Annotated in this window: 18 protein-coding genes; 12 read left to right on the forward strand and 6 right to left on the reverse strand. The window is 64.3% G+C overall.

Translation table 11 applies throughout. From position 1 onward, the window contains the following. Window positions 1-28 precede the first annotated feature (28 nt). Entirely contained in the window at window positions 29-907 is an 879-nt protein-coding gene (locus tag AB0J47_RS35395) for a phosphoribulokinase (protein ID WP_364356518.1), read from the forward strand. Window positions 908-1,556: 649 nt separating this feature from the next. Here AB0J47_RS35395 and AB0J47_RS35400 read toward each other — a convergent pair. Both AB0J47_RS35400 and dinB read right to left on the reverse strand, forming a co-directional pair. Beyond that, entirely contained in the window at window positions 1,557-1,934 is a 378-nt protein-coding gene (locus tag AB0J47_RS35400; RefSeq protein WP_364356521.1) for a PLD nuclease N-terminal domain-containing protein, read from the reverse strand. 119 nt (window positions 1,935-2,053) lie between these two features. Then, the gene (dinB, locus tag AB0J47_RS35405) at window positions 2,054-3,304 is read right to left on the reverse strand and encodes a DNA polymerase IV (RefSeq protein WP_364356524.1); all 1,251 of its coding nucleotides are present in this window, start codon (window positions 3,302-3,304) and stop codon (window positions 2,054-2,056) included. Window positions 3,305-3,398: 94 nt separating this feature from the next. On the opposite strand from dinB, the gene AB0J47_RS35410 reads away from it, so the two are divergent. After that, the gene (locus AB0J47_RS35410; protein WP_364356527.1) at window positions 3,399-3,734 is read left to right on the forward strand and encodes a helix-turn-helix domain-containing protein; all 336 of its coding nucleotides are present in this window, start codon (window positions 3,399-3,401) and stop codon (window positions 3,732-3,734) included. Window positions 3,735-4,006: 272 nt separating this feature from the next. Here the strand turns inward: AB0J47_RS35410 and AB0J47_RS35415 are convergent, their stop codons facing one another. Next, complete coding sequence (locus AB0J47_RS35415; protein WP_364356530.1) at window positions 4,007-4,915, reverse strand: zinc-binding dehydrogenase; 909 nt, start codon at window positions 4,913-4,915, stop codon at window positions 4,007-4,009. 312 nt (window positions 4,916-5,227) lie between these two features. On the opposite strand from AB0J47_RS35415, the gene AB0J47_RS35420 reads away from it, so the two are divergent. From AB0J47_RS35420 to AB0J47_RS35440, 5 genes are read left to right on the forward strand one after another with little or no spacing between them, the layout of a single operon-like run. Continuing rightward, window positions 5,228-6,469: a cytochrome P450 gene (locus AB0J47_RS35420; protein ID WP_364356533.1), complete on the forward strand. Its 1,242-nt coding sequence runs from the start codon at window positions 5,228-5,230 to the stop codon at window positions 6,467-6,469. Between the two features lie 2 nt (window positions 6,470-6,471). Further along, window positions 6,472-6,663, forward strand: coding sequence for a ferredoxin (locus tag AB0J47_RS35425; RefSeq protein WP_364356536.1), 192 nt, complete (start codon window positions 6,472-6,474; stop codon window positions 6,661-6,663). Between the two features lie 49 nt (window positions 6,664-6,712). Further along, a complete protein-coding gene (locus tag AB0J47_RS35430; RefSeq protein WP_364356539.1) occupies window positions 6,713-8,242 on the forward strand; it encodes a GMC family oxidoreductase N-terminal domain-containing protein in 1,530 nt (509 codons plus the stop codon). A gap of 43 nt (window positions 8,243-8,285) precedes the next feature. After that, entirely contained in the window at window positions 8,286-9,497 is a 1,212-nt protein-coding gene (locus tag AB0J47_RS35435) for an acyl-CoA dehydrogenase family protein (protein WP_364356542.1), read from the forward strand. Beyond that, entirely contained in the window at window positions 9,494-10,510 is a 1,017-nt protein-coding gene (locus AB0J47_RS35440) for a phosphotransferase family protein (RefSeq protein ID WP_364356545.1), read from the forward strand. The genes AB0J47_RS35435 and AB0J47_RS35440 overlap by 4 nt, the downstream gene beginning before the upstream one ends. 10 nt (window positions 10,511-10,520) lie before the next feature. On the opposite strand, the gene AB0J47_RS35445 is transcribed toward AB0J47_RS35440, so the two are convergent. Then, on the reverse strand, window positions 10,521-11,855 hold the full coding sequence (locus AB0J47_RS35445) for an FAD-dependent oxidoreductase (protein WP_364356548.1): 1,335 nt from the start codon (window positions 11,853-11,855) through the stop codon (window positions 10,521-10,523). 196 nt (window positions 11,856-12,051) lie between these two features. Here AB0J47_RS35445 and AB0J47_RS35450 point away from each other — a divergent pair, with 196 nt between their 5' ends. Together AB0J47_RS35450 and AB0J47_RS35455 are read left to right on the forward strand one after the other, a co-directional pair. Further along, window positions 12,052-13,611: an aldehyde dehydrogenase family protein gene (locus tag AB0J47_RS35450; protein ID WP_364356551.1), complete on the forward strand. Its 1,560-nt coding sequence runs from the start codon at window positions 12,052-12,054 to the stop codon at window positions 13,609-13,611. A gap of 63 nt (window positions 13,612-13,674) precedes the next feature. Further along, window positions 13,675-14,376, forward strand: a complete 702-nt coding sequence (locus tag AB0J47_RS35455) for a hypothetical protein (RefSeq protein ID WP_364356554.1) — start codon at window positions 13,675-13,677, stop codon at window positions 14,374-14,376. 257 nt (window positions 14,377-14,633) lie between these two features. Here the strand turns inward: AB0J47_RS35455 and AB0J47_RS35460 are convergent, their stop codons facing one another. Next, entirely contained in the window at window positions 14,634-15,053 is a 420-nt protein-coding gene (locus AB0J47_RS35460) for a hypothetical protein (protein WP_364356557.1), read from the reverse strand. A 332-nt stretch (window positions 15,054-15,385) separates the two neighbouring features. After that, window positions 15,386-17,344, reverse strand: a complete 1,959-nt coding sequence (locus AB0J47_RS35465) for an FAD-dependent oxidoreductase (RefSeq protein WP_364356560.1) — start codon at window positions 17,342-17,344, stop codon at window positions 15,386-15,388. 86 nt (window positions 17,345-17,430) lie between these two features. On the opposite strand from AB0J47_RS35465, the gene AB0J47_RS35470 reads away from it, so the two are divergent. Genes AB0J47_RS35470 through AB0J47_RS35480 form a run of 3 tightly spaced genes read left to right on the forward strand, consistent with a single transcriptional unit; the run spans window position 17,431 to window position 19,942 of the window. Continuing rightward, on the forward strand, window positions 17,431-18,120 hold the full coding sequence (locus tag AB0J47_RS35470) for an alpha/beta hydrolase (RefSeq protein ID WP_364356563.1): 690 nt from the start codon (window positions 17,431-17,433) through the stop codon (window positions 18,118-18,120). 8 nt (window positions 18,121-18,128) lie between these two features. Then, window positions 18,129-19,166: a substrate-binding domain-containing protein gene (locus tag AB0J47_RS35475; RefSeq protein ID WP_364356566.1), complete on the forward strand. Its 1,038-nt coding sequence runs from the start codon at window positions 18,129-18,131 to the stop codon at window positions 19,164-19,166. Window positions 19,167-19,189: 23 nt separating this feature from the next. After that, window positions 19,190-19,942 carry an SDR family NAD(P)-dependent oxidoreductase gene (locus AB0J47_RS35480; protein WP_364356569.1) on the forward strand — a complete coding sequence of 251 codons (753 nt, stop codon included), beginning with the start codon at window positions 19,190-19,192 and terminating at the stop codon, window positions 19,940-19,942. Window positions 19,943-19,949 lie beyond the last annotated feature (7 nt).

Genomic DNA, 19,949 nt, shown 5'->3' on the forward strand with positions numbered 1-19,949 from the left:
TCTGTTGTACGGCAATCGAGGAGGTGTCATGTCGGTCAAACATCCCGTCGTCGCCATTACCGGATCCTCCGGTGCGGGCACGACCAGTGTCACGCGGACCTTTCAGGAGATATTCCGCCGCGAAGGCATCAATGCGGTGGTCGTAGAGGGGGATTCCTTCCATCGCTACGACCGTAACGAGATGAAGCTCGCGATGGCCGAGGCGGAGCAGAGCCACAATCGCACCTTCTCGCATTTCGGCGAGGAGGCGAATCTGCTGAAAGAGCTCGAGACGCTGTTCCGGGATTACGGTGAGACCGGCGTCGGTTCGGTGCGCAAATATCTGCACGACGAGTTGGAGGCCAAACCCTATGGTCAACCCGCAGGCACCTTCACACCGTGGGAGGATCTGACACCGGGCAGCGATCTGCTGTTTTACGAGGGATTACACGGCGCCGCCGTCACCGATTCGGTGAATGTCGCGCAATACGCGGATCTGCTGGTCGGCGTGGTGCCGATCGTCAACCTCGAATGGACCCAGAAGGTGATCCGGGATAAGACCGAACGCGGCTATTCCAGTGAGGCCGTGATCGATACGATCCTGCGCCGCATGCCCGATTATGTGAAATACATCTGCCCCCAGTTCTCCCACACCTACGTCAACTTTCAACGCGTCCCCACTGTCGATACCTCGAATCCCTTCATCGCCCGAACCATTCCCACCGCCGACGAAAGTTTCGTCGTCATCCGCTTCGCCGACCCCAAGGTCATCGACTTCCCCTATCTGCTATCCATGCTGCACGACTCGTTCATGTCCCGCCCCAACTGCATCGTGGTACCGGGCGGCAAAATGGAACTGGCCATGCAACTCATCTTCACCCCGCTGATTCTGCGGCTGATGGATAAGCGCCCCAAGCGTTCTCGTTGATCGGCGCTCTGCGGGGGTGGTTCACCGACCGTCGCAGGTCGACAGACACTCGAAGCGACCACCGCGATTGCGGTGGTCGCTTCGGATTCTGGCGAAAATAGGAGCGAACGGGTCGCCAGTAATTCAGAGGCACCAGACCAAGTTCGCTGATCCTGGCATAGGAATGGTGAAGCACAGCCCGATCGAGCCGTCGACCGGCGATGCGGAAGTCTCACTGGCGGATGCGGTGGATGCCCCGATGACGCCGAGGGCCAGTACGATTGCGGTTGCGCCGACGGAACCGGCAATTCTGGTAACCATCTGATCGTCTCTTCTCGTGTGGACTTCTGCGCCAGAAAAGGCGCGGGACAAGTAGCGCGAGAACGAGCGCCTCGGACATTTCGTGCTATGCGACCATCGTCCGCGCATTCGCGTCCATCAACAAGGGGCCTTCGACCCGAACCTCGGCGTCGGAGGATTCTAGCTACCGAAGAGTTTCCCGGTCAGCATACGGTTTACTCGAAAACATGCACTGTCCGATATTCCGTTATGCCTCGTTTTCTCTCGAAGTCGATTCATTAACACAAGTAACCGAAAAGCGGTCGCGGGATCACGGCCGCGAACAGATATACGAGCCACCCTTGACCACATCGCGCGGAAGCGCTGAGACTTACAACTCGCCCTGTTCGCGGCGGCGATCCATGTCGCGTTGACGTTGTTCCTCTTGGCGGCGGGCCTCGCGGCGCTGCGATTCGGCGCGTTCGCGCAGACCGCGCAGGAAGGCTTCGTCATCGTCCGGGTTCTGCGGGACGTAGCGGCCGGGGCGGTCGTATTCGGCGTAGCGGGTGGTGGAACGCGGGGCACCTTCGTGCAGGGGGCGGCCCGCGAACAGCCACAGCAGCGCGCCCACGGTCGGCACCAGGATGACGACGATGAGCCACGCGAGCTTCGGCAGGTTCCGGATGCCCGCGTCGGGGCAGGTGACGATGTCGACCAGGCAGTAGACCCACAGGGCCAACGTGATCAGACCGAATACTGCGTATGGCATCGAAATCTCCTCGGGCGCACGGCAATAGCAATGGCCTGCTCATCCGTGGTTTCCGAAAGCTCGATGGTCACCCCCCGCCGAACCGGCCTGCATGGAGGGTACACGCCGCATTCGAGCGATCAGTCCGGCAGCAGTGGGACCGAGACGCCTTCGCCGCGGCCGATCAGGGCGGCGCGGGTGACGGCCAATGAGCCGAAGCGGCGGCGCAGGTCGTCGAGGGTGGCATCGAGGGTGTTGGTGGCGCGGGGTTCCAACGGCAGCGTGAGCTGGACGGCGTCGGCATTCTCGAGATTGGTCAATGCCAGGCCGATCAGGGTGAGCCCCCGCTCCTGGATCATGGGCATCGCGGTGCTGAGCAAGGTGCGTGCGGCGTAGAGGATGGTTTCGGTGTGATCGGTCGCCTCGTTCAGGGTGTGCGAGCGGGTGGCGCGGGTGAAATCGTCGAAACGCATGCGCAGCACCACGGTTCGGGTCACCCGGCTGGCAGCGCGTAGCCGACGGCCGAGTCGGTCGGTGAGGCCGTGCAGGTAGGCCTCGATCTCGTCGGGCGGTCGGTGCCGACGACCGAGTGCGCGTTGCGCGCCGATGGAGCGGCGGCGGACCTCGGTTTCGACGCGACGCGGATCGCGTGCCCACGACAGTGCGTACAGGTGCCGGGCAGCGGCGGGTCCGAGGATGGCACGCAACGGTGCTTCGCCGAGGTCGGCGAGTTGTCCGATGCGGGTGATGCCGTGTTCGTGCAGGGTGCGGGAGGTGACCTCACCGACGCCCCACAGTCGTTCGACCGGCAGCGGGTGCAGGAAAGCGAGTTCGAGTTCCGGCGGCACCAGGCGCAAGCCGTCAGGTTTGGCGACCGCGCTTGCCACCTTGGCCAGGAATTTCGTGCGCGCGATACCGACCGAAATCGGCAACCCGACCTGCTCGCGCACCGCATCTCGCAACCGTCGTCCGATCTCGACGGGTTCGCCTGCGATCCGCCGCAGCCCACCCACATCGAGAAACGCCTCATCGATCGAAATGCCCTCGACCACCGGGGTCGTGTTGTGGAAGATCTCGAAGACGGCCCTACTCGCCTCGGCATAGGCCGACATGCGCGGCGGCACCACCATCGCATGCGGGCAAAGCCGCAGCGCCGCACCACCATTCATCGGTGTGCGCACCCCGAACGCCTTCGCCTCATAACTGGCTGCCAGCACAACCCCACCACCGACGATCACCGGGCGCCCCCGCAGCCGCGGATTATCGCGCTGTTCCACCGAGGCATAGAACGAGTCGAGATCCGCATGCAAAATCGACGCCTCGGCCCGCGCCTCGATCCGCGGCCTTCGGGGACGCGGCGAATTCAGGCGGGCAGACTCGGACACGAACATATGTTCGCATAGACGACCCTCTCGCGCGTCAAACTTTCTGGCAGGGTTGCTCGGTTCACCCTCCGGGCACATCGAGCCAGGAAGGCGCCGGTCTGTGGCGCGGTCACAGCGGTTGAAGATTCCGGTCGAGGACACGGTGCGGGTGGTGTTGTCGGTGCTGGCCGGTGAGATGAGCGCCGCGGAGGCTGCTCGGCGTGGGGTGAGCACGGCATCGGTGGGCAAGTGGGAGCAGGCGTTCCTGGAGGTCGGCATCAAGGCGCTGGACGAGTTGCCCAGCGGCCCGGCCCGGGCGCAGGGGACGCCGGAGCAGCGGCGATTGCGGATGGAGAACGAGCAACTGAAGCTGGCACTGGCGGAAGCGACGGTGCAATTGCGGGTGTGGCAGCACGGCGCCACCTTGGTGGATCAGGTTCCTTCGCTGACCTCGTAGCCCTGAGAGCGGCAGAGGGACTGCCGGTTTCGAGGTTCGCTCGGCTGGCCGGCATTCCCGAACGCACCTATCGGCGGCGGCTGGCTCGGCTCGGCGACGGGTATCCGCAGCGTGGTCCGTGGCCATCGCCGAAGGTGGAACGGTTCGAGCCGATCTGACCCAGACCGCCCGCGGTGCCGATGCCGTGGCCTGTCCGCGGCTCGCGGTCACCGAAGCCGAACGGGTTCTCGACCTCGACGATTTGCATACAGACCGTGGGCTGGCGGTGTCGTCTATCGCGCCGATGGTATGAGCACGATTCTGCCGAACACCTCGCCAGCTTCCATTTTCTGGTGGGCCACAACAGCCTGATCCAGGGAAAGCGCCTCGTGCACAACTGCTTCCAGCTCGCCACGAGCTGCGGCAGCGAACAGTTCGGTGGTCGCGGCCCATCGCTCGGGTGCGGGCACGGTGTCGGCACTGAAGGTCGCGAATGACATCGACTTCCGGAACGCCGCGACCATCGCAGCGCCGAAGTCCGCCGGTGGCATGCCTGCCATCGCGCCGACGGCCACCATGCGACCGTTCGGCGCGAGCCTGGCGAAGAATGAAGGCAGATCCGCACCGGCGACGATGTCGAGGATGAGGTCGTAGCCCGCGGGAGCGTCCTGTGCACCCCGGCCGGCGCGGTCGAGCACGTGGGTTGCGCCCAGCTTGCGCAGGCGAGCGCCACGCTCGGCCGACGAGGTCGTGACCGCCACCGCGCCGGCGCCGCCACGAGCCGCGAGCTGGACCGCCATGACCCCGATACCACCGGCCGCACCGCGCACCAGCACCGACTCACCGCGAGCGAAGTGGGCATGGCGCAGGCCGAAGTGGGCCACCGTTGCCGAGCCGCCGAGCGTCACTGCGTCGATGGCCGACAGGTCCGCCGGGAGAGGGACGAGCGTCTCGGCCGATGCGACGGCCTGTTCGGCATAGCCGCCGCTCTCACCGGTGAGCGCCCACACGCGTCGGCCGACCCATGCGGTGTCGACGCCCTCGCCGACCTCGGTCACGGTCCCCGCGACCTCGCTGCCGAGGACGCGACCGGGTATGGCGCCGTACGTGGCCAGCGCGCCGCTTCGGATCAGGGCGTCGAGACCACCGACGCCGATCGCGGAGGTGGAGCTGGAGTAGGCGGCGTTGAACGAGTTCGCCAAGGACGTCTATGGATGTCAAGCCGCCGTCGCTCAATAGTCGGATCGCAACGCGCGGAACACTTCTCGTGCGAGCAGGATCGCGCCGTTGGCGGGGTTCATCATGGAACTATCCGTCTGTGTCGCCGTGCTGCCCAATTGGCCACTAGAGAGCCGTCAATTAATAGCCTCTAGGCATTGTCGGCTGACGCTTCGATGAGACTGGGTTGACAACAAGATCGCGTCTACAGGGCTCTATCCAGGCATTTCAGTATGCTAGTCAAATTGAAATCAGTTCAGTATGCTGGCGTCGAAACCGACCGAGGAGACGTCGCCATGACGCAGACCACAAACCATTCCGAGGCGCCCGATCGAGACCTGGGCGGCTGCCCAGTCATGCATCGCGACTTCGCATCCCCGCAGGCGGCCGGCCGACATTGGGAGCTGGCGGACGAACTGCGCGAGACGAGCCCGGTCTTCTTCAATACCTTCGCCCAGGGCTACTGGGTGTTCACCCGGCATGACGCGGTACGCGACATCTACAAATTGCCGGAGGTGTTCTCGAGCGAGTCGATCACACCTTGGGAGCCGGATCCGATCTACCGCTTCGTCCCGACGCAGATCGACGCGCCCGACCACATCAAGTACCGCAAGATCGTCAACGCGTGGTTCTCGCCGCACGCGATCGACGAGGCGGAACAGACGATGCGCGATCGGTGCCGCAAACTCGTCGAGGAGGTGGCCCCCACGGGTAGGTCCAACTTTGTCGGTGAGTTCGCCCTGCGCTTTCCCACCGAGGCGTTCCTGAGCGTGATCGGGATCGATCCTTCCGACGCGGACCTGTTCGTGCCGTGGGTCGAGGACTTCTTCGGCGGGTTCGGCGGCGACCCCGCCGGTTTGGAGCCGATGGGCAAGGCGCTCGAGGGTATCCGCGAGTACTGGGTGGCCGCCCTCGCGCAGCGACGGGCCGATCCGGTGCCTCGTCAAGGCGATCTCGCCACGCACCTGCTGCATTCGACCTTCGACGATCGTCCGCTCACCGACGCCGAGATGCTCGACATGCTCACGGTGCTGGTGCTGGCCGGGCTCGACACGACCCGCGGCACCCTCGGCTACCTGTTCCGCCACCTCGCTACGCACCCCGAGCATCGCAGGCAGCTGATCGAACAGCCGGAGCTGATCCCGTCCGCGGTGGAGGAGGTGCTGCGTTTGTACACGATCGTTTTCGGCGACGGGCGAAAGGTGACTCGCGACATCGAGTTTCACGGTGTTCAGCTGAAGCAGGGCGATATGGTCTATGCGCTCGTCTCCGGCGCGAACCGAGATCCGCGGGCGTACGACCAGGCCGACGAGTTCGTCATCGATCGCCAGCGCAATCAGCACATGGGCTTCGCGAACGGCCCGCACCGGTGCCTCGGGTCCCATCTCGCGCGGCGCGAGCTGCGTATCGCGGTCGAGGAGTGGCTGCGGGTTATCCCGGACTTCCATATCGCGGGCGAGGAACAGCTGACCGAGCGCGGTGGCGGCGCGATGATGACGCTGACCCGACTTCCACTGGCGTGGGCGGTGCAGTCGTGAGAATGACGATCGACGGCGCGAGCTGCACCGGGCACGGCCGCTGCTATTCGATGGCGCCGGACTTGCTCACCTGCGATGACGAAGGTTTTGTCGCAATGCGGGATCAGCCGATCGAGGTGCCCGACGATCAGGCTGGGGCTGCGGCCGACGCGGCCGGGACCTGCCCCGAAGGGGCCATCACCTTGGGCGCGTAGTGACTTGTCGCTACCCGAATGCCCACACGCTCATCGAGGAGACCTAAAAATGGCAAGACGCATAGTGGTGGTCGGCGGAGGCTCCGGCGGTTGTGTCATGGCCGCCCGACTGTCCGAGGACGAAGACAATGACGTTGTGCTCGTCGAGGCTGGGCCGGACTATCCGACGCTCGACGACCTGCATGAGCATGTGAAAGATGCCTTCACCTTCGGGTTCACCTCACACGACTGGGGCTATGTCTCGGAGGACCACATCCCTGGTTCCGTCAATGCGCCGACATTCGCCATTGTCGAGCAGGGCGTACTTCCGGTGCTGCGCGGCAAAGTGATGGGTGGCTCGTCCTCGGTCAACGCCACGAACGCGCTGCGCCCGACCCCGCGCGATTTCGAACAGTGGGTAGGCCTCGGCTTGGACAAATGGTCCTGGGACGAGGTCCTGCCATATCTGAAGCGACTCGAGCGCGATCCGGTCGGCGGTCCACTGCACGGCACCGAAGGACCTGTCCCGATAAGACGATGGAGTGAAGGCGACGGTCTGCGGCCGTTCATGGCGGCCTTCGTCGAATCGGCCGCCAGCCTGGGCTACCAGGTCGTCCACGATCTCAATGGGGAAAGCCAGCTCGGCGTCGGCCCGGTCCCGATGAACCAGCAGGACGGAATCAGACAGAGCACCGCGGTGACCTATCTCGCGGCCGCCCGTGGTCGCAAGAACCTCACGGTGCGTGGCGGCGCCGATGTCGACCGGCTCGAGATCGTGGACGGCCGACCACGTGCGGTCGTGCTCGCCGACGGCGAACGCATCGACGCGGACCTGGTAGTGCTGTGCGCGGGATCGATCGGTACGCCGTCGATCCTGATGCGATCCGGAATCGGACCCGCGGACGTGCTCGAGCAGTTGGACATCCCGGTTGAAGTGCCACTGGAAGGCGTTGGGCGCAATCTCCGCGATCATCCCCTGGTGTACATGACCTATACCGGCGATGCGGAGGCCATCGGCGAACTCCTGCCACCGCTGCAGGTCGTGCTGACGACCAGCGCGGCCGGGCCGGACGGTTCTGCGGAGATCGACCTGCACATGATCCCGTTCACCCTCGAGCCCGGTTCGGTTCTGGTCGCGGTCGGTCTTGTTCGGCCGTACTCGATCGGTTCGACCGAGATCAGATCCGCTGATCCCGGCACCGACCCGCGCATCCTGCTGAATCTCCTGCATCACCCCGACGATCTGCGCCGCCTGGTGCGCGGCATCGAACTCACGCGGCAGGTGATGAAGTCCGGACCGCTCGCGAAATACGTCGGCGAAGAGTTGTGGCCCGGCCCGTCGGCGGTGACGACCGGTCAACTCACCCAAGCGGTCCTGGAAGCCAAGAACACCTATGCGCATGCGGTGGGCACCGCGGCTATGGGCGAAGCGGGCAGTCCGTGGGCGGTGGTCGGACAGGACTGCAAGGTGCACGGTCTCGATGCGCTGTACATCGCCGACGCGTCGGTGATGCCGACCATCGTCGGTGTGCCGACCAACACCACCACGATGATGATCGCCGAAAGGTGCGCGGACTTCATCAAAGAAATATCCAGGTAGACAAGGCAATTCGTGTCGTACTGATCAGGCGATAGGTAGGTATATGGCGATCGACTTGGCGTACTCGGCTGAGATCGCGGCATTGGTCGAACGGACCCGAGCGTTCACCCGCGAGGTCGTCGTTCCGATCGAGGACCGGCATGGTGGCGATATCACCGCCGCCGGTGGCGATATCGTGCGCAAGGATCTACAGGCGGCCGCCAAGCTCGCAGGCTTGTTCGCCCCGCATGCGCCGGTCGAGTACGGCGGGCTGGGATTGTCGATGTCGGATCGGGCGCCGGTCTTCGAGGAGGCCGGGTATTCACTCTTCGGTCCCATGGCATTGAACGTCGCGGCGCCCGACGAAGGAAATGTCCACCTGCTCGCGCATGTCGCGAGCCCAGAGCAGAAGTCGCAATACCTTGCGCCCTTGGCGAGTGGGGAGATCAGGTCGGCGTTCGCGATGACCGAGCCCGCTCCGGGCGCGGGCTCGGATCCATCGGCGCTGACGACCCGGGCCGAGCGGACAGCGGCCGGGTGGCGCATCAACGGACGCAAATGGTTCATCACCGGGGCCGACGGCGCCGGGTTCTTCATCATCATGGCGCGTACGTCGGGTCAGTCGGGGGAGCGTGGCGGCGCAACGATGTTCCTGGCGGCGGCCGATACACCAGGGCTGCACGTCGGGCGGCACATCCCGACAGCGGACCGCTCGATGCTCGGTGGTCACTGTGAGGTCACCTTCGAGGATCTGGTGGTGCCCGATTCCGCGGTGCTCGGTGCAGTTGATAGAGGCTTCGAGTATGCGCAAGTTCGGCTCGGACCGGCCCGGATGACGCACGTCATGCGATGGCTCGGAGCCGCGCGCCGCGGCCACGATATCGCCGTACACCATGTGGCGCGGCGCGAGGCATTCGGTGCGAAACTCGGTGATCTCGGCATGATTCAGAAAATGGTTGCCGACAACGAGATAGATATCGCGGCAACCCGGTCGCTGCTCGTCCGGGCGTGCTGGGAACTCGACCGCGGCGGTGCCGCGTCCAATGCAACATCGATCGCGAAAACCTTTGCCGCAGAGGCGATATTCCGAATCGTCGACCGCTCGGCGCAGATGTGCGGTGGCCTCGGCGTGGCCGAGGATCTGCCGCTGGCGCGGCTGGTACGTGAGGTGCGACCGTTTCGGGTGTACGACGGTCCCTCCGAGGTCCATCGCTGGGCTATCGCCAAACGGAGCGTCGGTGCGGCCAAACGCGCGATCCGTGTGGATTCCGCATGACGCTGCCGGGTATGGATGCCGAAGCGCTGCACCGGTTCTTGCTGGACAGCGGGGTCGAGGTACGTGGCGAGCTGGTGATCGAACCGATCAGCGGCGGCCGCTCGAACCTGACTTACAAGGTTTGCGACGACGAGTCGACGTGGGTGGTCCGTCGCCCGCCGGTCAGCGGGCTGACACCATCCGCACACGATATGGCCCGCGAGTACACCGTCGCGCACGCTTTGCAAGGCACCCGGGTGCCGATCGCCGCAACCGTGGCGTTCGATGCGGCGGGCACCGCGCTCGGCGTACCCATGACCGTCGTGGAATTCGTTGCGGGCCAGGTGGTGCGGGATCGGTACGATCTCGCCGGCCTGACCGACGCACAGGTGGAGATGAGCACCTCGGCGCTGGTGGCGGCGCTGGTCGAACTCCACGCTGTCGACTATCGCGCCGTCGGACTCGAATCGTTCGGTCGGCCCGACGGATTCCTCACCCGTCAAGTGACGTTGTGGGCAAGTCAATGGGAACGGGTGAAGACGCGCGAACTCGGTGACGCGATGACTCTGTTTCAGGCCCTCGCAGAGCGTGTCCCGAAGGCGTCGAGTGCCGCAATTGTGCACGGCGACTTCAGGATCGACAACACCATTCTCGACCTGGCTGGACCGGATATCGTCCGCGCCGTGGTGGACTGGGAGCTCTCGACGATCGGCGATCCACTCACCGATGTCGCGCTCATGTGTGTTTACCGGTCTCCGGCATTCGATCATGTCCTCGGAGCCGAAGCCGCGTGGACGAGCCCGCGGTTTCCTCCTGCGGATGCACTAGCACAGCGGTACGCCGATGCATCCGGGAGAGACTTGGGCGAGTGGAACTTCTATCTCGCCCTCGCCAACTTCAAGCTCGCGGTCATCGGTGAGGGAATCACCCACCGGGCTCGGCAAGGTGCCGACGCCGGGAACGGCGCGGCCGCTGCGGCCGAGGCGACACCGGAGTTCATGGCCGCGGGCTTACGGGCACTACGTCGGAGGTGAACCACGGCGGTCAGCCGGCCGGGACGGCACGGTCGGCTGCCGCCCGGTCGGCCGCGGCAAGTCCGAATACAAGAGCGGCGGCGATTCCGCCGGTATACGCGCGGTCGTAGAGACCGCCGATATCGGCGCCCGCCGCGAAGAGTCCATCGATGGTTCCCCCGCTGGTGGCAAGGACCCGGCCGTACCGGTCGATGCGAATGCCGTGAAATGGAAATGTCAGGGCCGGACACACCTCGATGACGTAATACGGGCCGTGGTCGAGCGCTCGCGCGTCGTAGGTGCGCGGGGGCTGCGCGGATGCGCCCGCCGCGTTGACAGCCCGGATCTGCGCGGCGATGTCGACGCCGTCGTAGCCCCATTCGGCGGGCAGATATACGAAGTCGTCGAGGCTTTCGGCGATGCCACAACGGCCGCCGCGGCGTTGCGCCAGATCGAACTTGTCGAGCGCCTGCGCGCCCTTGACGTAACTTCCGGTGATCCAGTCTCGGTAGACCCGCTCGTCGGCGACGAGCAATCCTCGGGACTCGGGTTGGTCCAGCAGTTCCATGGTGGTCAGGTGATCGCCGACGGTTTCATCGGTAAACCGGCGGTTGTCGAGGTTGAACAGCAGGGCATGCTCGCTGTAGTACAACGACAGCGCGACGAAGTCGGACGGATCGCGGAACTCTACCCCGGCGGGAATGAGGTGACCGTAGAAACCGGAGCGTTCCGTGCCCGTCGCGGCCCCGACGCACTCGGCAAGCCGAAGTCCGTCGCCGACGCTGGTCGGGTTGGACCGCAACTGCATCGCGCTCGCAACGGGCTGGATGTACTTGTCGACCAGCTCCGGATTCGCCTGGAACCCTCCGGTCGCGAGTATCGTTGCGCCAGAGCGAATCTCGCGTTCCATGCCATTCGGAAGTCGCACATGAGCGCCGACGACGCAACCGTCCTCGGTGAGCAGGGCTCGAGTGTCGGTCTCGGTGAGCAACTCACCCTCGGCGCGGATCCGGCGGCGGCATTCGTCGATGTACCGGTTGGTGTCGAATTGATGGCCGGAACCGTAGCGCAGGACGGTCACCGCATCCGCGCATTCGACGCCGAGCGACCGGAGCCAAGCGATACCAGGGCCGAACCCGTCGACAAGTGCGCGGCGCAGCTCGATATCGCCGCGAGGATTGACCTCGTCCATGATCGCGTGGGAAGGAGCGGTCCAGGCATATCCCGCGAATTGCGCGGATCCGCCTACTGCGGTCGCCTTTTCGACGACGATCACCGAATTGCCAAGACGCAGTGCTCGGGCTGCCGCGGTGAGTCCGGCCATCCCGCCGCCGATGACAAGTACGTCGGTGTGGACCTCTGACATTCGATGCTCCTCACGCGTCGCGGTGCTGCCCAGCGTGCTGGTCACCCTAACTCTAAAACTGAAGTCAGTTCAAGTGCCGATTCGCTTGTGAAGTGGATCACGGTGCATGTACGGTGAAACCCGAACCGAGTTCAACTCAGTTCTGTCGGCGACAGCGCGCCGACGATAGCAACCTTGTCTTCGAGAGGAGCTTCGCGTGATCGATCGCGAATTCACTGGATTCTTTATTGGGGGATCTTGGCGAAAGACGTCCTCCGATGACCGATTCGAGGTGATTTCGCCGGCCAGCGGCAAGCCGATCGGTTCGGTGCCCGCGGCCACCGAAGCAGATATCGACGCGGCCGTTGCCGCCGCCCGAGAGGCTTTCGACGGGTCCGACTGGCCGAAACTCACTCCCGCGCAGCGCGGTGAGTACCTCGTCCGCCTTGCCGCGGCGATCGCCGCACACGGGGAGGAACTCGCCGAGCTCATCACCGACGAATTGGGCTGTGCCCATCTGCTCTCCCAGGTGTATCAAGCCGTAGCGCCGGTGATGAGCCTGAATTACGTTGCCGAAGTCGCGAAGTCACTGCAGACCAGCGAGCTGCGCGTCAGCGATCTGACCCCGTTCGCGGGATCAGGGGATGCGGTCGGCGTCATCCCGATGGCGGGCAAGAGCCTGGTCGTCAAGGAGCCGGTGGGCGTTGTCGCGGTATTCCCCGCTTATAACTTCGCTCTTCCCGCCGTGGCACAAAAGATCGGTCCCGCGCTGATCGCCGGGTGCACCGTCGTTGTGAAGGCGACGGAGCCGAACCCGCTGGCGATCTTCACGCTCGGGAATCTGTTGCAGGAGATCGGTTTCCCTGCCGGAGTAATCAACATCGTGGCGGCGCGAGCAGGTGGGTCCGAGTATCTCGTCGGACATCCCGGTGTCGATATGGTGAGCTTCACCGGATCCACCGAGGTCGGCAAGAAGATCGGTGCGGCGTGCGGCGAACTGATTCGGCCGGTGGTCCTGGAACTCGGCGGAAAATCGGCGGCGATCGTCCTGTCGGATGCCGATCCCGAGATCGTCGTCCCTACTCTCGTCGGCGCGAGTGTCGCCACCAATTCCGGCCAGAGCTGCGTCGCGCAGACCCGATTCCTGGTACCTACGCAACAGTACGAGTTCTACGCCGATGCGTTCACGCGCGCGTTCGAGGCGCTGAAGGTGGGCGATCCGCGCGACGCCGACACGGTGGTGGGACCGGTGATCACCAAGTCGCATCTCGAGCGCATCGAAGCGCACCTGGCCCGGGCCGTCGAGCAAGGAGCGACGATACGCACCGGTGGGCGACGACCGGCGCATCTGTCGGAAGGCTGGTACATCGAACCGACGTTGGTCACCGGCGTCACGAACGATATGGATATCGCGCAGAACGAGATATTCGGTCCGGTAGCAGTTTTGATCGCGCACAACGGTGAAGAAGATGCCGTCCGGATCGCCAATCAGAGTCGCTACGGTCTTGCCGGATCGGTCTTCACGGCCGACTCCGCACACGGTTTCGAGGTCGCACGGAGAATTCGAACGGGAACCTTCTCAGTGAACACATTCGCCGCGGATCTCGGCTCTCCTTTCGGTGGCTACAAAGAGTCCGGACTCGGGCGCGAGCACGGCGTCGGTGCGGTGCAGGAATACCTGCTGCAGAAGACGATCTCCATCGATCCCAGCCTCGACCTCCCCCAAGAAGTCGTGTCCGGCGTACCAGTCGGACGCGGTCCGGGCATTACCGCCTGATTCCAGAATCAGGAGTAGTGCCAACTTGTTTCGACACATGAAGAACCGATGAGGATTCAAGCAATGGAATTCAAGAAGTTCGCGGTAACGGCTGCGCTGGTGACCACCGGACTCGGCATCAGCGCTGGGACCGTCCATGCCGCGCCCACCTCCGGGCATGGTGACGTCGATTTCACCGCTTCGGCGACCGACCGGTCCACGATCATCACGACCAGCGCGGGAGCGATGGTTGTCGAGGATGGTGTATTCAAGATCAAGGCGGCCGATGGGGCCACCCTGGCCGGCACCGAATTGCGGTTCCGTGTCGATGACTTCGAATTCCCGATCGCCGCGGAGATCAACGACCGCACCGCGACCCTGGTCCCGCAGCTCGATATGGCACACGCGACCTACAAGCCGGTCGCGTTGCCGTATGAGGATCAGGCGCCGTGGAAGACTCCGTATGACCGTGAGCAGGCCGCCTGGAACCGCCTGACCAGTACCATCAGCGCGGGTGCCACGATCGGCACGCTGGTCGGTGGCCTGGCCGGCGGTGCGGCAGGCTGCGTACTCGGTGGCATCGCCGGTGCGACGGTCGCCGCGGCTACCATCGTCGGCTTGTTCGGTCCCTTCATTCCGGCGGCCGCCATCGGCTGCCTGGGCGGTATCGTCGCTGTCGGTGCGCTGGGCACCCTGGCCGGTCAGATCTTTGTGACCGCGCCGGTCGCGATCGGTGCGGCGATCCAGTACTTCACCACGATCAATTCACCATTCCAGGGTCATTGATCTGACCTGCGGGAACTGGCGAATCAGGCGGTCCGATCGGCGGTTTCGGTAGTCATGTGGCGTATGCCGAATCCGTCGAACAGCGGTTCTGGCAACGCCGGGCACTGTTCGGATGGGTCGAATAGTCGCCGCAGCGGTCTCGCAGACTTGCGGCGACGGCCCAATCCTAGCCGGTGATCGCACCAAACGGCTCGCATGCTCGATTGGGCGGATTCCCGGCCGACCCGCCGGGGGCATAGATCGATCCGCGGTAGTCCTCACGTGAGGAGATAGAGCACGAACGCAATGACGATGCTACCGAGCACCCCGGCGAAAATCTCTACAATAAGGTAGCTGTTGGAGTAGGTACCCTCCATCCATTGCGCCCAGACCGGAGCGCAGACCCGCAAGGCCGCAAAGAGCACGGCCAGCAACATCGCCCCGACCATTCCGTTCAATGGCAGTAGAGGATGTAGCCAGACATATCCGATTGTCATGACATACGCCTCGATTTGAGTACCCAAAAAATTGAGCGTGAAATAGTGCGGCCTCCGTCGTCGAGTCCCATCGCCAACGCTCGATACGGCTTGAGCAGCATGTATCCGTGCCACCCGCGGATTTCCGTACACAACCATCATCACCAGCGTGTGGATAACTCCCGCAACCAAGCCCCACGCAAGTATTTTTACCGCAATCATTTCCCTCGCTTCAACGGCAATGTGACCAAAGTTGTATTGTTGCTGCGCTACGGTCGTCGGCTGCTACCGATTGCGCAGAGGTGAACGACACGCGACTGATTCCGCCGCACAGCAAGGGCATCCGACATGGCGACGAAGACGGTACATCGCGACGCTCGACCGCCCACGAGATACATTCCCAGGACTGGCAGCTGTCTACCCCATCGATGGGAGCGACCAGTTCCGGCGGTCGGGTCAGCGCCAACGTCGTCCAGGAAGGACCCGGTACTGGGGGATAAGGTACGAGGGTCTATGACCTGCACTGCGTGCGCTTCGCGGAACTAGGTATACGGCTAACCCGATCGGACAGCCGTGTCCGTGATCGCCTGCGCCGCAGCGTATCCCTCCGCAACCGCGTGCGAGACGCGCCGTGGCACTACTGCGTCCCCGATTACCTGCACTCGTGCCAGCGGAAGGGCCTGCTTTATGTCCTGCCAGTCTGAGGCGATTCTTTCTCCGACGGCAACAGCGTGTTCGCACCCAAGTTCGAATGTCCTGCCCGACAGGAGATGTCGGCAGTACGCTACGGTGCCTGCGCTGTTCGTTCGTATGTCTGTCACGGTCGCGCCGACGGTGAACTCCACCGGGCTCCCGGCAAGGCGTTTCATCAGTTGGACCCGGCTTTCCGGTGGGATGGTGGCCGCGAATGCGGGTCCCGGGACCACTACCGTCACCTGTGCGGCTCCTGCTGCCAGCGCGGCTTCCAGCGCGCCGACGGTAAGCCATGAGCCGAAGCCGTCATCGGCGATGATCACCCGATCTCCCGGTGTTATCGCGTGCCGATCGGCGATGAGACCTGTCGAGGACAGCGCACCGGGCGTTGGTAGCTCGGTGGCGCCGGTCGCGATGATGATCTCATCGAAATCGCCCAGTTCATGGGGTGTTACGCGGCGTCCGAGTCGCACATCGGCATTGCCGAGATTGTCTGTGTAGAACCGCAGTAGCTTCGACCAGCCCGCCCGGTTCGGCGCCTGCGCCGCCACGGCCAGCTGCCCACCGATCCACTCGCGCGCTTCGAACAGCGTCACGTCGTGCGTCGCGGTGAGTTGAAGCGTGGCCTCCAGGCCTGCCGGTCCGGCGCCCACCACCGCGACTCGCCCCGACGCTGCCGGTGGCGGTCCGAACCGGAGCGGCGATGCCGGCCGGGCATCGTGGCCAGGCGGGGCCAGGGTCGGATTCACCGAGCACAGCAGTACCGGAGTGAATGAGCGGCAGTCCTCATTACAGGATACGCACGGCCGGATCTGAGAGTCATTGCCCCGCAATAACTTCAGCGGCAGTTGCGGGTCGGCGATGAGCGGCCGGGCCAGCCCGATCATATCGGCTCCGGCCGCCAACGCGGATTCGATGTCCGCCCTGGAGCGAAACGCCTGCGACACCAGCAACGGCCGCGCCGATGCCGCGCGCAGCCTCCGCACGTGCGTGAGCAGCGGCGGCTCGGAGGTCGCCATATCGCGCACATATGTCGTCCGCACCCCTGCGGTCACATTCACATAGTCGAACCTGTCGAGCAACGGCATCAGCTCGCACAGTCCGTCCAGGTCCAGACCAGCCTCCTGCGCGCCATCGATCGAAACGCGAACCCCGAGCACCACTTCCGGACAAGACGCCTTGATCTCGGCGTACAGCCGGTACAGAACCTGCACCCGCCCCGCGACCGTGCCGGACTCAGCCCGGACGTTGGAAGAGGGCGAAAGGAACTGAGCCAGCAAATAGCCATGGGCCGCATGCAGTTCGATCGCGGGGAACCCCGCTTCGACAGCATGGCGGGAACTGGCGACAAAACTCGCGATCATTCGATCGACGTCGGCGTCGGTCATTGTCCTGGCGCGCACCGGCTCTCGCGGCGATCTGATGCTCGACGGCGCGATCGGATGCTCCCAGATCTCGGCGCCGAGTGTTTCGCGTCCGAGGTGCACGAGCTGGCATACCGGAACGGCACCTTCGCTACTGATCGCGGTCGCGCGCGCCCGCAGCCCGCTGATCGCTTCGGGCCGCCATGCCTCGGTGATATTGCCGATTCGATTCGCCGATTCCGGACTCACCACTGTGCCGCCCGCGATCACCATCGCCGCACCCCCGGCGGCGCAGCGCTGCCAGTAGTCCGAGTCGCCGGGCTGTGCCAGGCCGCCACCGACCACCCCGGATCCGTGCGCGGTGGCGACCAGACGATTCCGCAGCTGTACTGCGCCGATCCGCAGCGGCCGGGATGCCTGGCCAGCGGATACAAGATCTACTTGAACTGGATTCACTTCATAAGTTTGTCTCCATGTGATTGACACCACAAGTGGCTGCGGATAGATTCTCAAACTGAGATCAGTTCAGTTTCGGAGGTTCGATGTCGTTTCTACTCGTGCACGGAGCGGGTATGGCCGCCTCGTGCTGGGATCGCTTGCTGCCGTTGCTCACCGGGCCGACGGTCGCCGTCGACCTGCCCGGCCGCGGAAAGCGGTCCGACCGTGACATCCGCGGAGTAACCCTGGACGACTGTGCCGCGGCGATCGTCGAGGACGCGGCCGATCTCACCGACATCGTGATGGTCGCGCATTCGTTCGCCGGAGTGTCGGTTCCGCGGGTGCTACCGGAGTTGGCCGATCGCATCCAGCACGTCGTGTTCCTGTCCGCCGTCGTGCCGCCGCACGGGACACGCGTGCTCGACCAGATCGATCCGGCCGTCCAGGCCGCCGTGCGGCAGTCGATCGTCGCCGGGGTTTATCACCAGGACCGCGCTGCCGCGATTGCCATGTTGTGCAACGACATGTCACCCGAGCAGACGGAATGGACTGCCGATCAGATCATCGATGATTCGGCGGCATTGCTCGAGGAAACGGTAGACCTCTCGGGCCTGTCGGCCGACCTTCCGCGAACCTACATTCGCCTCACCAAAGATGCGTGCTACTCGCCGGATCTGCAATCGCGGTCCGCCGACCTCGTCGGTGGAAGCACCCGATTTCTCGAATCGGGCCATATGCCGATGGTCTCGATCCCGAACGATCTGGCCGCTCTTCTCGATCAGGTAAGGAAATAGATTCCCTCATGAAATCTCTGACCAAGGCGGTCGCAGCTCTCGCGATTGTCGCCTCGACATTCGGCCTGACCGCCTGCGGCGGGAATTCGTCCGCCTCGAAGCCCGTCGCAGGCAACTGGGAGGACGTGGTCGCCGCGGCCAACGGGGAGGGCGCCGTGATGCTCTACTCGAGCCAGAAGCCAGCCAACCTCGAAGCCCTCAAGACCGCGTTCCAGGCAAAGTATCCGCGGATCAAACTGGACTTCGTGCGCGGTACCGACGCCGACATCAACCCGCGGGTGGAGACCGAGAAGAAGACCGGGAAGGGCACCGCCGATGTGCACATGCTGACCGATGCGGCGTGGATTACCAATGCCGCGAAATCGGGCTCGTACTCCACCGAGTTGGTCGGGCCGGATCTGAAGGCTCCTGAGTATCAGCCGGACAAGAGTGTGCTCAGCAACCGGTTCTTCCTGACGAGCGCGGCGGTTTTCGCGCTGGGCTGGAACACCGGTGCGGTCCCGAACGGCCTGAAATCTCCCCAGGACATAGTGAATCCCGCCTATCGGGGCAAGATCGGAATCGTCAATCCGTCCGGCATCGCCTCCTACGTCGATCTGTACCGGTACTACGCGCGCACCTATGGCGAGGACTACTGGAAGCAACTCGCCGCCCTGAAGCCACGGATCTACCCGAGCGCTCTGGGGGTCGCCCAGGCACTGACCTCCGGTGAAATTGTCGTGACGCCTTCGGTTCAGCCCTTGGTGACCGAAGTGGCCGCAGGGGCCCCGGTCAATTGGGCTCTGCCATCGTCGCCGTGGGGCACCCCCTGGTACAGCCAGGTGACGAGTGTGGCGCCGCATCCCAATGCCGCTCAGGTACTGGCGGATTTCATGGTCACCCGCGAAGGGCAGACAGCGCTCAACGGGGGATACGCGGCGGCGTTGGCCGATACCCCCGGCGCGGTAGCCCGAGCGCAGGACATCGCTGCACCGGACACCAGTGATCTGACCCCCGAGAAGATCGAGAAGTACTCCCAAGAGTGGTCACAACTTTTCCAGAGCTGACAGTGGACGGGAGTACTGCATTGATGCGCGGAGTCAACGTATTGGTCACCGGAGCGTCCGGCGGAATCGGCGGAGCGACCGCCGAACTGTTCGCGAGCAAGGGCGCGACGGTGTACCTCACCGACCTCGACGACACGGCGGGAGAGCGCCGTGCACACGAACTGGGTCCGACTGCGCACTACCGTCGACTCGATGTGACTGCCGAATCCGATTGGCGGGCAGTCACTTCCGATATGGATCGCGCGGGACACCCGCTCCAGGTGCTGGTGAACAGCGCCGGAGCGGCGATGAAAGCGCCACTGACGCAAACCACGCTGCAGCAGTTCCGCAGGATGATCGACCTCAATCTGGTCGGCACATTCCTCGGACTGCGGGCGGCCGCCGCGGCGATGGTCGCAGGTGGCTCGATCATCAACATCTCGTCGCTGCGGGGTGTGCTCGCGACCGCCGAACTCGGGGCCTACGGCGCGTCGAAATTCGGTGTTCGCGCCCTGAGCAAGGTCGCGGCACTCGAACTGGCCGATCGTGGTATCCGTGTCAACACGGTGTGCCCGGGCAGCATCGACACCGAGATCACCGCGGTTCCCGACTTTGCCGCAGACGATGTCGAAGCATATGTGCAGAGCATCCCCATGAAGCGACGTGGCAGCCCGATGGAGGTCGCGAAGGCGATCTTGTTCCTTGCCGGTGACGACAGCAGCTATGTCACCGGGATCGACTTGCTGGTCGATGGCGGCACCGCCGCCGGCGTCCGCACACCCAAGAAGCAGACCTAGAAGGCAT

Source organism: Nocardia sp. NPDC049737 (genome assembly GCF_040674755.1).
In the GTDB taxonomy this organism is placed as follows: Bacteria; Actinomycetota; Actinomycetes; order Mycobacteriales; family Mycobacteriaceae; genus Nocardia.